Raw genomic sequence first — 12,251 nt, 5'->3', positions numbered from 1 at the left:
CAGTGACCCGCCAGATCGACTCCCGCCTGCGCACCCTCGCCCAGCGCCGCAAGGGCGGCGATCGGCTCAACCGAGTCTCCAAGGAACAGGCCGTGCTGCTCGCCCAAGACGGCCTGTCGATCGAGAGCTGGCAGCGCCGCGTCGGGACGCAGCCCCATACCCGCTATACGCTGGGAGCCATGGAGGCGGTGGAACGCCGCTACACGGAGATCTCAATCGAGACCGCGCTCCGAGTCGGCAGTCAGCTGCAGCAGAAGCTGTCGATCCCGGTCACGCTCCGGCTGCAGGGCTCCGTACCGCTCAACGTGCACATCCGGGGAGTGAGCGACGTCGACCTTCTCACGCTGGACACGCGCTTCCTGCGCTATGATCCCAATGGCCTACGTGCCTCGACCTATGGCCACTCGCCGCTGACCTCGACCGCCGTGCTCATGGCGTTGCGCCTTGAGGAGGAGCGCCTGCTACGCACGACTTTCCCGGCGGCCGCGGTCGACACCTCCGGTGGCAAGGCTATCACCATCGAGGGCGGTTCGCTGGCGCGCCCAGTGGACGTCGTCCCATCGCACTGGTGGGACACCGCCAACTACCAGGCGACCCAGGCGGAGCACGACCGTGGGGTCTACATCCTCGACAAGAAGGTGCCGGAAACGATCTCCAACCTCCCCTTCCTTCACATCAAGCGTGTCGGTGATGCGGATGACGCCGTGTTCGGCGGGCTCCGGAAGGCGATCCGGCTCACCAAGAACGTGAAAAACGATGCCGAGAACGAAGCCGCCGCGCGCAAGTTGCCCAGCTTCGACATCGCTGCCCTGCTCTACCACGCGGACCGTAACGCGCTCGCGCTCGGCCGAGGGCATGAGCTCGCCATTTTAGGGGAAACCCAGCGGTTCCTCGACTGGTGCTGGAACAACAAAGACGCGGCGAAGCGTCTCATGACGCCGGACGGCATGCGCACCGTGCTCAACACGGATGCGAAGATGGAGGGTCTGCGCGCGATATCGGTCGAGATGGACGCCTTGGCGCGCGAGGTCGCACGCGAGCAAGCTCCTTCGCTCAGGAATCTAGATCCGTCCTGGTCGCAGGTCGACGCCGCGCTGCGGCAGGCTAGGATACCGCTAGCGGCCTAGTTCGGGACAGGTTTTAGCCGTCGTCGATGCTGGCCAGACACCGAGCACGCTTTTGCTTGCTCCTCTGTCCATCACCGCGCCTCATCCCATAGAGGCGACAAGCTGGCGGCCGCGTGGCCGGTCACCGCAGGGCCTCAAGAACGTATTCAATCAAATGTAGTGGGTTCAATATGGCTGACGAACTTGGCGCTACCGCACTCCAAGCCTTCTTCGCGATTGCCGAGCGCTGGTCACTCAGCGAACTGGAGCAGATGCGCATCCTTGGGCTTACCAGCCGGTCCACTCTGCAACACTGGAAGGCGCAGGCGCAGCACCAAGCGCCACTCCAGCTTGAGCGAGATACGACCGAAAGGATCTCGTACGTGCTCGGCATCTACAGGGCGATCAACGTTCTACTGCCCATCCGGCAGCGCGCTGACGCTTGGGTCAGGGCCGCAAACAAGGCGCCGATCTTCGGCGGCCGCTCTGCGCTGGATAGGATGACTGCCGGCAACGTGAGCGATCTCTATGAGGTCCGGAAGTACCTCGACGCACAGCTTGTCTAGATTTCGATCACCAGATTTGGATCGAATCGACTGTTCTCAATCCGCCCGCCAAGCTGGCGCGGGCCGTAACCTTTTGGATTGCAGATCACTCGGCAGTTTCCTGCCTGGTAGTCGCAGCTCGAGTGGGTGTGGCCATGGACCCAGAGATCGGCGCCTCCCCGTTCGACCAAGTCTGTCATGCGCGATGCAAACGCAGGATTAAGCGCATCACCATCGAAGCGTGGATCAATGGAACGAGGGTCCGGTAGGTGGTGCGTGACAACGACGGTCCTTCGGATTCCGGGTGGCTTCGCATTGAGCTCCTCGGCCAACCAAGTCCGCGAGGTCCTGTGGAATGCGAGTGCGTCCGTAGGATGGAACCGCACATGCGGCCGAATTTCGATAAGTTCGTGGTCGCTTAGAAACCGCCAAGCTTCCGACATGGCCCTGTCGGGCGAAACTGGTGACGGGGCCATGAGCTCGTAATCGGTCCATAGGGTTGCGCCCAAAAACCGCACGTCTCCGATGGTCGCTGTTGCGTCCATCAGGAAATGAACGCCCAATTCGGTCGCTTTGGACATCGCCCTAGCGGCCTCCTCCGGGAGCAGCCTACCATACCATTCGTGATTGCCCGGCACGTAGATCACCGAACGCCCATCGGCTCGATCACCAAGCCAGCGAACTGCTTCAGACGCCACATGGATGTCGCCGGCCGCCACAATAACATCGAACTCGGGCTTGGGATCCGGGAGCTCCCAGCAGCTCTGCTCGATGTGAAGGTCGCTTAGTATCCAGAGGCGCACGTCAGATCCTTCCGCGTTGCCGAACGCCGGCTGCGTTATCCTCCTCGCAATGGCGTTCAAAACGCCGATCGAGAATCCGCGACAGCGTCGGTTGTCGAATGCCGATCAGGCGGCTCCCATCAGCTCAACTGTGTCTCTCTCTCGATGTTCGCTCTAAAAGCTGCGGAGCGAAACTTCGAGGCCGATACTGCGGAGCGTACACATGCTCCATCAACCATGCCTCCTCGTCATAGCGACATGATGAGAAAACCTCCTTGGCCCAGACACGCTCCGACGCGCTCCATCGGTAACCTCGCCGCCGAAGCTTATCTTTCACCTCGAAGTTAGCCCCGACAGCGCTGATTAAAATGGAGGTCTCGGCAGCTGCGTCGAGCAACTCGCGGAGCGCAGTACGACCATCTTGCATCTCGACGCCAAGCAACGTCAGGACCGCGTCGACGTCACTCTCTGCGCGATGACCATCGAAAAACCAGCCCGCCTGTGCGCACAGCCAGCCGAGGCCTCGCCCGTCGAAGCCACTGCCCCGCCAGTCAACCTCCTGGCAAGAGCAGCACCAAGCCAATCCCACCGCGCCAGTCAGTCGGTGCTCTACGAACTTGCGATCAAAGGCGGCGTGATGCGCGATTACTACCTGGGCCGAGCACAGAAGAGCCTCGGCGACAGCGTCATTAATTCCACGCCCCACCAGATCCGCATCGGTGATCCCAGTGAGCCGCGTGATTTCCGGATCTAAGGATCGTCCGGGATCCTCCCGCCAGCACCACGCTCGTTCGGTTTCCACTACGCGTCCGGCGCCATCGAAACGGAATCGACGGACTGCTAGCTCGATCACCCGATCTATCGCTGGATCCAACCCCGTAGTTTCTACGTCAACAATAACGCCAATCGAGGTTTCGTCGTCAGGCTCTTTCAGCAAGGCCACTTCGTCTTTCAGCGCCAAGCGCCGGAGGACGCGAAAATCGCGGTCAAGCCCGAGACGCTCGGCTGCCACGTTGACATCGACCTCATTGAGCATGTGCTCTTCTCCGTTCGACGCGCTTCGGAGAGTGAAACGCGCCAAGAAGGATACGGGTGGGACGGGGAGCGGCGAGAAAAACTTGTGTGATCAAGGACGACTGAAACCAGCCCAGCAGGCTTCCGCGTCGTCTATCGATCCCGCCAATAACCGATTATTTTCAATATTTTAATACGAATCTGTGAGGTGAAAGAGCGGATAGAAATTCCGGCTACCTTCTAATATTCCAGCTTACTTCTGTGTTTGACACCGCGGCGGTCACCGGCTGCACTTCTACGTGCAGGTCGATGCGGTCGAGCAGCGGGCCGGACACCTTGGCCTGATAGTCCGCGGCGCATCGCGGCGCCCGCGCGCAGGCAAGCGCCGGATCGCCGAGATGGCCGCAGCGGCACGGATTCATCGCGGCGACCAGCTGGACGCGCGCGGGAAAAGTGACGTGCGCGTTGGGGCGCGCCACGCTCACCACTCCGGCTTCGAGCGGCTGACGCAGCGAATCGAGCACCGCGCGCTGGAACTCGGGCAGTTCGTCGAGGAACAGCACCCCGAGATGGGCGAGGCTCACTTCACCCGGCTTGACCCGGAGCCCGCCGCCGGTGAGCGCCGCCATCGACGCCGAATGATGCGGGCTGCGGAAGGGCCGGGCTCGGGTGAGTCGCCCGCCCGACAGCGTTCCCGCGACCGAGGCGACCATCGAGACTTCGAGCGCTTCGGCAGCATCGAGCGGCGGCAAGATCCCCGGCAGACACGACGCGAGCAGCGACTTGCCCGCGCCCGGCGGCCCCACCATCAACATATTGTGCCCGCCCGCCGCCGCGATTTCGAGCGCGCGCTTCGCGGTCTCCTGCCCCTTCACCTGGGCGAGGTCGGGACCACGGCCGGGCGCCTCCATCTCGCCCGGCGGCGCGGCGGGCAGCAGCTGATTGCCCTTGAAATGGTTGAGCAGCCCGATCAGGTCGGGCGCTGCGACGACTTCGACCGACCCAGCCCACGCCGCCTCGGGTCCTTGTGCCACCGGGCAGACCAGCCCCTTACCCTCGGACGACGCATGCAGCGCCGCGAGCAGTACGCCCGGCGAAGGCGCGATCCGTCCGTCGAGCCCGAGCTCGCCGACCACAACATAGCCCGACAGCGTCTCGGCGTCGGCGACGCCCATCGCGGCCAGCAAGGCAAGCGCGATCGGCAAGTCGAAATGTGAGCCTTCCTTGGGCAGGTCCGCCGGCGACAGGTTGAGGATGATCCGCTTGGGCGGCAGCGCCAGGCCGATCGCCGCGATCGCGGCGCGCACCCGTTCGCGGCTTTCGGCCACCGCCTTGTCGGGAAGCCCGACCACGACGAAGCTGGGCAGCCCGGCGACGAGGTTGCACTGCACCTCCACACCGCGCGCTTCCAGCCCCAGATACGCCACCGTCGACACGCTCGCGATCATGCGGCCACCCCCTCGGATGGAGACCATAACCGCTTTTATCCGTTGTGAAACGGATCGCCGCCAAAATGGAGCATCGCGCGTGGCTGTCTTGCATGAGCAACACACAACCCCCACATCGCCGGTCATGCCCCGTGCACGCAAGAGCCCTGTCGTCCGGATCGTCCTGCTGGTGACCGGCTTCGTGCTGATCGCGGCGACGCCTTTGGTGGGGATCATCCCGGGTCCGGGCGGCATCTTCGTGTTTGCCGCCGGGCTGGTCCTGGTGCTCCAGAACTCCAACTGGGCGCGCAAACGCTTCGCCCGGCTCAAGCGCCGCTGGCCGCGCTTCGGCCATTACAGCGACATGGCGCTCCGCCGCCGCAGCTTTCGGCAGCGCCAGCAACGTGCCACAGACGCCGCCATGGCCAAGGCCGAGGCCGAGATGCTCGGTTTTCCGGCAGACCCGCGTTGACTTGCGGTGAACTTGGCCATATGGGCACCCGACACGCGGCCGCTCCAGTAGCGGCCCTTTTACGTTCCAGATTACCGAGGATGAGCGATGAAGCGGACCTTTCAGCCGAGCAACCTGGTGCGTGCGCGCCGGCACGGCTTCCGCAGCCGGATGGCGACCGTCGGTGGCCGCAACGTGATTCGCGCCCGCCGTGCGCGCGGCCGCAAGAAGCTGTCGGCCTAACCGCCGTACCGCTCGCGCGGCTCACCGAGCGCAAGCACTATCTCGCCGCCAATGCGGGGAAGCGGGCGCCCATGCCCGGCTTCGTCCTGCTCGTGCGGGCGCGTGACGATGCCGATCCGACGGTCCGGATCGGCATTACCGTATCCAAAAAAGTCGGCAACGCAGTCGTGCGCAATCGCATGAAGCGCCGCTTCCGCGCGCTTGCCCGCGAAGTGCTTCCGCAAGCCGGCATTCCCGGCGCCGACCATGTGCTGATCGGCCGGGGCGGCGGGATCGAGCGCGATTACGACGCACTCAAGGCCGAGCTGGCCAAGGCATGCGCGAAGCTCGCCAGATGATCGCCCGCCTGCTCATCGCGATCGCGCGCTTCTGGCAGCTCGTGCCGTCGCGAATCCTGCCGCCCAGCTGCCGCTATGCGCCCAGCTGTTCGGCCTATGCAATCGAAGCGCTTCGCCGCTATGGAGCGCTCAAGGGCAGCTGGCTTGCCTTGCGGCGCATCCTGCGCTGCCATCCATGGGGCGGGCACGGCTACGATCCCGTGCCATGACGGACCTTTCCGGGGAACATCGGTGAAAAAAGACGACCAAAAGAATTTCGTGATCTTCGCAGTGCTGGCCGCGCTCATTCTGTTCGGCTGGCCGCAGATCGCGCATTGGGTGTTCCCGCAGCAACAGCCCGCCCCGGTCAAGATCGAAGGCGGCAAGACCACCCCGGTCACCAATCCCGGCGCCGATCCCGCTGCCGACTCGCCCAAGGCGATGCGCGACCGCCAGAGCGTCCTCGCCGAGACCCCCCGCGTGCAGATCGAAACGCCCAAGCTGCGCGGCTCGATCAACCTGAAGGGCGCGCGAATCGACGATCTCGTCCTGGTTCAATATGCCGAGACGGTCGCGAAGAACTCGCCACCCATCCGCTTGCTCTCGCCGGGCGGGGCCAAGGGCGCCTATTTCGCGCAGTTCGGCTGGCAAGGCGCCGGCGTCGCGGCACCCGACGCCAACACGATCTGGCAGGCGAGCGGCAACCGCCTTACCCCGACGACACCGGTAACGCTGAGCGCACAAAGCCCGACCGGGCAGGTGTTCCGCATCGAGCTGTCGGTCGACGCGAACTATATGTTCAACGTCCGCCAGACCGTGGCGAATCTCGGCAATGTTCCGATCTCGGTCACGCCCTTCGCGCTTGTCTCGCGCGCCGAAAAGTCGACCGATGTCGATCAGTATGTGGCGCATGTCGGCCCGATCGCGGTCTCGCAGGGCGCCGCCAACTATGTGAACTACAGCGAGGTCGACGCTGGCACGAAGGCCTTTTCGACCACCGGCGGCTGGGTCGGCTATACCGACCATTACTGGCTGACCGCAGTGGTCCCCGACCAGCGCCTTCCGGTCCAGCTCCAGCAGCGCCAGACGCCGGCCAAGAGCTACCAGGCCGACTATCAGACCGCCGCGCCGCTCAGCGTCGCTCCGGGCAAGAAGATCACCTATTCGAGCCATTTCTTCGCCGGCGCGAAGGAAGTGAAGCTGCTCGAGGACTATCAGAGCAAGCTCGGCATCGTGCTGTTCGATCGCGCGATCGATTGGGGCTGGTTCGGCTTGATCGAAATACCGATCTTCTATTATCTCGACTGGCTGTTCCGCCTCGTCAAGAATTTCGGCGTCGCGATCATCCTTCTGACGATCACGATCCGTGCCTTGCTCTTCCCGATCGCCCAGCGCCAGTTCGCCTCGATGGCGAAGATGCGCGCGGTCCAGCCCAAGATGAAGGCGCTGCAGGAACGTCACAAGGACGACAAGCCGCGCCAGCAGCAGGAGATCATGAAGCTCTACAAGGAGGAGAAGGTGAACCCGCTCGCGGGCTGCCTGCCGATCCTGCTGCAGATCCCGATCATGTTCGCGCTGTACAAGGTGCTGCTGCTGACCATCGAAATGCGGCACCAGCCCTTCGTGCTGTGGATCCACGATCTCTCGGCGCCCGATCCTTTGCTCGTGCTCAACCTGTTCGGGCTGCTGAACTTCACGCCGCCCTCGTTCCTCGCGATCGGCGTGATTCCGATCCTGCTCGGCATCTCGATGTACTTCCAGTTCAAGCTCAACCCGGCCCCGATGGACGATATGCAGAAGCAGATCTTCTCGATCATGCCGTGGATGCTGATGTTCCTGATGGCGCCGTTCGCAGTGGGCCTGCAGGTCTACTGGATCACGTCGAACGTGCTGACCATGGCGCAGCAATGGCTGCTCTATCGCCAGCATCCGGCGCTCAAGGAGCCGGTCAAGAAGGAAGCGAAGGCCAAGTGACCGACGCCTTCACCGAAGACCAGATCGAGGCCGCGCGGAAGATCTTCGCCGGCCCGATCACGTTCCTCAAATCGGCACCCAAGCTGGAGCATCTGCCCAACCCGGTGGTGCCCGAGGTGGCGTTTGCCGGCCGTTCGAACGTGGGCAAATCGTCGCTGCTCAACGCGCTGGCCAATCGCAATGCTCTCGCGCGCACTTCGAACACGCCGGGGCGCACGCAGGAGCTCAACTTCTTCGACGTCGGCGAGCCGCTCAAATTCCGGCTCGTCGACATGCCGGGCTATGGCTTCGCCAAGGCGCCCAAGGACATGCAGCGCCAGTGGCGCTATCTGGTCAACGACTTCCTGCGCGGCCGCGACGTGCTCAAGCGGGCTTTGGTGCTGATCGATTCCCGCCACGGCATCAAGGACGTCGACAACGAGATCCTCGACATGCTCGACACCGCCGCGGTCAGCTACCGGATCGTCCTCACCAAGACCGACAAGATCAAGGCGACCGATCTCGCCGAGGTTCGTGCCCGGACCGAGGCGGAAGTGCGCAAGCGCCCCGCCGCGCACCCCGACCTCATCGTGACGTCGAGCGAGAAAGGCATGGGGTTGCCGGAACTTCGCGCCGCGGTGCTGGAGGCAGTGGGGTGACCAGCCAGCCACGCCTTCATCCGGCAAAGGCCTGAACTCGCAGGCCTAGGGTCAACTACCTATGCACACACGGAAAAACCCGTAGTCGGCCACATTCGAGCTAAAATGGAACGGTGACCCTCGCGCACCGCCCTTTCGCCACCGGCATCGCCGAGGCCGTTTACGGCCGCTGGGTGGCGCTGCCCGAAGATCTGGTCCGCGCCCAGATCATCGCGGTGTCGCACGGCTATTCCTTTACCTTCGCCATGTCGATGATCGTCACCATCGCGATGATGGCGATGTCCTCCGACACCGAGCATCTGGTCCTCCGCGTCGCCGCACTCGTCTTCCATCTCGGCATCCTCGGCGGGTTCTTCGTGCGGTACATACGCCTGCACAAGCATGACTGGCGCGTCGACACTTCGCGGCACGCGATCAACATGTCGCTCGCCCAGGCGGGGCTCGCCGCGTTCGGCTGGATGGTGTTTCTCGGTGCCTGCGGGATGGGTGCGAACGATCACCAGCTGATCGTCATCGTCGCAGTCATGGCCGGCGTAACCGCGATCGGCGCGCTGCGCTACGCTGCGCTCCCACCTGCGAGCCTCACCTTCCTGCTCACGGCCAACCTCGTCAGTCTGGTTTTTGCGGTGCTGTGGAGCATGCCCGTCGGCATGATGGTGTTCCTCGGAGCGTTCGTGCTGCTGCTCGGCCGCTTCGTGCTCCAACAGGCCAACCTCGTCTCCAGCCAGTTCGAATCGGGTCAGGCACGCGCAAAGGCAGAGCATGAACGCGATCTGCTGCGCGCCGAGGCGCAGCGCGAGGAATGGCAGCGCCACGCCGCCGATGCCGAGGCGCGCACTCGCATGGAGGCCGAGAGCCGCCGCGCTCGCGACGGGGAAGTGCGCCGGATCGCCGGCCAGTTCGAACATATCTTCGTGCGCAGCATCACCGATCTCGCCGCCGCGGCCGATCAGACGCGCCAGTCGGCGGCCTCGCTGGTGCACAGCGCGCGCGCCTCACAAGACCAGGTTCGCGGCGTCGTCAGCCATCTCGGTGAGGCCGATGACGGCGCCGCAATCCTGCTCGGAGAATCAGACAATCTCGGCCGTTCGCGCGCCGCGGTGGAAGCGAGCATCGCCGCGCAGGAACAGACCACGGCACACCTCCATGCGCTGTCGCTCGCCGCCGACGATCGCTTCGCCACTCTGGTCGGCTATACCGGTAGCGCCGGCACCATCGCCGATCTGATCGCGGATGTCGCGGCGCGCACCAATTTGCTCGCGCTCAACGCCTCGATCGAGGCGGCCCGCGCGGGCGAGGCGGGCCGCGGCTTCGCGGTGGTCGCGCAGGAAGTGAAGGCGCTCGCCTCGCAGACCGCGGCCGCCACCAAGGACATTCGCTGCCAGCTCGGCCAGATCGATGCCGCAGTCGGCGCGACCGCCAGCATCGTCAGCGAGATGCGCGCCGGCTTCGCGCGCATCGGCGAAGTCGCCAATGCAGTCGAGCAGGCGATGGCGCACCAGGGCGGCGTCATCCGCTCGATCCAGCTATATGCCGGCGCCGCCGCCGCACTCACCTCCAGCCTTCATGGCACCGCCACGGTCGCCGAGCATGCGGCCGACGCTGCAGCCGGCGTCACCGAAGAGCTCGGCAGTGTGACCGCCGACCTCGTCGAGAAGACTCAGCTGCTGATGCGCGAGATGCGCAGCTTCATTGCCACGCTAGCTGCCTGAAGCGGCCGCGAGGCCGCACAATCAGGCCGGGTTGTGCTTTGCCAGAAACGCTTCGAGCGCCTTGAGGAACTCGAGTCTATCCTCGCTGCGGCTGAAATGATGGTCGGCCTCGGGTTGCTCGATCCACGTCACGTCCTTGCCCGCCGCCTTCAGCTTCTGCGCCATCACCCGCGAATGGACCGGCGGCACCACCCGGTCCTTCTTGCCGTGGACGAGCAAGAGGGGAATCGAGAATTCCTCGGCATGGTGGACCGGCGAAACGCTCTTCAAATCGGGCGCCTGCATCTTGAGCCAATCCTTGCGCGCACCGGCGCCGAGGAAGTTGCGATCATGGCCGATCATCCGGTTGAGATCGGACACCCCGGCATAGGCGACCGCGCAGCGATAGAGCTTGCCGTCGCGCTGTGCCGCCCGCATCGCCGCATAGCCGCCATAAGAGGCACCGACCATGCAGACCCGCCTGGGATCGGCGATGCCGAGCTTGGCCAGCTCGGTGACGACGTCGTTCAGATCGTCCTGCATCGCGAGGCCCCATTGCCCCTGCCCCTTTTCGGTGAACGGCGTGCCATAGCCTGAGGAGCCGCGATAATTGGGCTGCACCACGGCATAGCCCCGCTCGGCGAGGAACTGCGCCCACCAGTCCCATTCCTCGGTATCCCGGGCGAAGGGGCCGCCGTGCGGCATCACGATCAGCGGCAACTTGTTCTTCTTGCCGAAAGGCAAGGTCAGTACCGCCGCGATCTCCAGCCCGTCGCGGGCCTTGTACCGGATGGTACGCACCGGATGCATCCGCTTCAGCCCGATCGTACTGTTGTTCATCTTGAGGAATTGCATCGAATCGTCGGCGGCGCGGTACAGGAAATAGGCGCCGGGCGCATTGACGCCCCCAACATGCACGATCGCGGCGGAACGATCGCGGCTGAGCGAGACGATGCGCGGCTCGCCGCCCTTGATCTTGGCCGCGACAGTCTTGTGCATCGCCTCGAGCGCCGGATCGGTCCAGCGGATGCCGGGTTTGTCCTCGTTCACATAGACGCCGAGATAGTTGAAGCCGCTGGCGTCGCGCACCAGCCCGCCAATATCATAGCCCTTGGTCGCAAACAGCTGCTTGCCGCGCGCCAACGTCTCCAGATCGAGCTCCCAGAGCGCTGAATAGCCCTGTTCGTCGTCGGCGATCATCACCGCCCTGCCCGGCTCCTTCAGGAACATCGCAGGGACGGTGAGCGCCTCCTTGTGCGTGCGGGCGCGGTCGATCGTCCTGAAGCTGCCCTTGGCGCTATCGCGGTAGACCACGCGGCGGGTACGGCCATCGAGCGACATGCCATAGCCCATCCGCACCGCGCCGCTGCCATCGGCATACCAGTTGAAGATGCCTTCATTGCCGCGCACCACGGTTTTGTGTCGACCGGTCGAGACGTCGATCTCGTCGACTTGCGGCCAGAAGCCGGGTTCGCTGGTGTAGAGCGAGGTCTGCGACGCCATCAGGATGCGCGGCGTACCGTCGCTGGCGGTCCAGATCACGTCATCGGCGTCCTGTGCTGCATCGCGGCTGGATAATTTGGTCAGCTTGACGCTGGTGGCATTCACGCCCAGCGCGCGGCTCACATAGATGTCGTCGCCCTCATAGGGAACGAGCTGGCCGATGCCGATCACCAGCCATTCGTCATTGACCCATGACCACCAGTTGAGATCGGCGTCGCCCAGCCCGACGAGGCGCGCTTTGCCGCCGTCGAGTGGAATGATCGCGAAATACTGGGTGCCGTTGACGGCGACCTTCGCTGCGATCGCCTTGCCGTTCGGGGAGAGTTCCGGTCCCTCGAACGAAGGGATTTCGGCGAACACCGCCGTATCGAATTGCGCGGAAGTCTTTTCCGGAGCCGGCGTCGCGGCCTTCTCCGCAGACTGCGCCATCGCCACCGCCGCCGACACGGCGAGCCCGCCCGCCACCAGCAGGCGCAAACCCCAACGCGACATGCATTCCCCCAATTTCATTGCCCGGCACCGATGCTGTCGTTTTTCGCGCCCGATCGCAAGCCACGCGA

12 protein-coding genes and 1 pseudogene are annotated in these 12,251 nt (G+C 64.3%); 9 read left to right on the top strand and 4 right to left on the bottom strand.

Going from position 1 to position 12,251, the window contains the following annotated elements; genetic code table 11:
• Window positions 1-2 precede the first annotated feature (2 nt).
• Entirely contained in the window at window positions 3-1,127 is a 1,125-nt protein-coding gene (locus CVN68_RS00130) for a hypothetical protein (RefSeq protein ID WP_100280415.1), read from the top strand.
• Window positions 1,128-1,297: 170 nt separating this feature from the next.
• Window positions 1,298-1,672 carry an antitoxin Xre-like helix-turn-helix domain-containing protein gene (locus CVN68_RS00125; RefSeq protein WP_100280414.1) on the top strand — a complete coding sequence of 125 codons (375 nt, stop codon included), beginning with the start codon at window positions 1,298-1,300 and terminating at the stop codon, window positions 1,670-1,672.
• Here CVN68_RS00125 and CVN68_RS00120 read toward each other — a convergent pair.
• The 3 genes and pseudogenes from CVN68_RS00120 to CVN68_RS00110 form a co-directional block, all read right to left on the bottom strand.
• On the bottom strand, window positions 1,669-2,454 hold the full coding sequence (locus CVN68_RS00120) for a metallophosphoesterase (protein WP_158298629.1): 786 nt from the start codon (window positions 2,452-2,454) through the stop codon (window positions 1,669-1,671). The two genes, CVN68_RS00125 and CVN68_RS00120, sit on opposite strands and share 4 nt — an antisense overlap.
• 124 nt (window positions 2,455-2,578) lie before the next feature.
• Window positions 2,579-3,469: a 3'-5' exonuclease gene (locus CVN68_RS00115; RefSeq protein WP_100280412.1), complete on the bottom strand. Its 891-nt coding sequence runs from the start codon at window positions 3,467-3,469 to the stop codon at window positions 2,579-2,581.
• Window positions 3,470-3,719: 250 nt separating this feature from the next.
• Window positions 3,720-4,895, bottom strand: a pseudogene (locus CVN68_RS00110) (YifB family Mg chelatase-like AAA ATPase); the annotation flags it as partial.
• Between the two features lie 124 nt (window positions 4,896-5,019).
• Between CVN68_RS00110 and CVN68_RS00105 the strand changes: the two are divergent.
• The 7 genes from CVN68_RS00105 (at window position 5,020) to CVN68_RS24245 (ending at window position 10,209) form a co-directional block, all read left to right on the top strand.
• Window positions 5,020-5,346: a hypothetical protein gene (locus CVN68_RS00105; RefSeq protein ID WP_100280411.1), complete on the top strand. Its 327-nt coding sequence runs from the start codon at window positions 5,020-5,022 to the stop codon at window positions 5,344-5,346.
• 87 nt (window positions 5,347-5,433) lie between these two features.
• Window positions 5,434-5,568 carry a 50S ribosomal protein L34 gene (rpmH, locus tag CVN68_RS00100; protein ID WP_029724273.1) on the top strand — a complete coding sequence of 45 codons (135 nt, stop codon included), beginning with the start codon at window positions 5,434-5,436 and terminating at the stop codon, window positions 5,566-5,568.
• 71 nt (window positions 5,569-5,639) lie between these two features.
• Window positions 5,640-5,906: a ribonuclease P protein component gene (gene rnpA, locus CVN68_RS00095; RefSeq protein WP_233503489.1), complete on the top strand. Its 267-nt coding sequence runs from the start codon at window positions 5,640-5,642 to the stop codon at window positions 5,904-5,906.
• Window positions 5,903-6,115: a membrane protein insertion efficiency factor YidD gene (yidD, locus tag CVN68_RS00090; protein ID WP_233503743.1), complete on the top strand. Its 213-nt coding sequence runs from the start codon at window positions 5,903-5,905 to the stop codon at window positions 6,113-6,115. The genes rnpA and yidD overlap by 4 nt, the downstream gene beginning before the upstream one ends.
• A 22-nt stretch (window positions 6,116-6,137) precedes the next feature.
• Window positions 6,138-7,859 carry a membrane protein insertase YidC gene (yidC, locus tag CVN68_RS00085; RefSeq protein ID WP_233503488.1) on the top strand — a complete coding sequence of 574 codons (1,722 nt, stop codon included), beginning with the start codon at window positions 6,138-6,140 and terminating at the stop codon, window positions 7,857-7,859.
• On the top strand, window positions 7,856-8,497 hold the full coding sequence (gene yihA, locus CVN68_RS00080; RefSeq protein ID WP_407695524.1) for a ribosome biogenesis GTP-binding protein YihA/YsxC: 642 nt from the start codon (window positions 7,856-7,858) through the stop codon (window positions 8,495-8,497). The genes yidC and yihA overlap by 4 nt, the downstream gene beginning before the upstream one ends.
• A 113-nt stretch (window positions 8,498-8,610) precedes the next feature.
• Entirely contained in the window at window positions 8,611-10,209 is a 1,599-nt protein-coding gene (locus CVN68_RS24245; protein ID WP_100280407.1) for a methyl-accepting chemotaxis protein, read from the top strand.
• Window positions 10,210-10,230: 21 nt separating this feature from the next.
• On the opposite strand, the gene CVN68_RS00070 is transcribed toward CVN68_RS24245, so the two are convergent.
• Window positions 10,231-12,183 (bottom strand): alpha/beta hydrolase family protein, encoded by a 1,953-nt coding sequence (locus CVN68_RS00070; protein ID WP_100280406.1) that lies wholly within the window; start codon window positions 12,181-12,183, stop codon window positions 10,231-10,233.
• Window positions 12,184-12,251: the final 68 nt, after the last annotated feature.

The organism is Sphingomonas psychrotolerans, from assembly GCF_002796605.1.
In the GTDB taxonomy this organism is placed as follows: domain Bacteria; phylum Pseudomonadota; class Alphaproteobacteria; order Sphingomonadales; family Sphingomonadaceae; genus Sphingomonas; species Sphingomonas psychrotolerans.
This window is presented reverse-complemented; position numbering and strand designations above follow the sequence as displayed.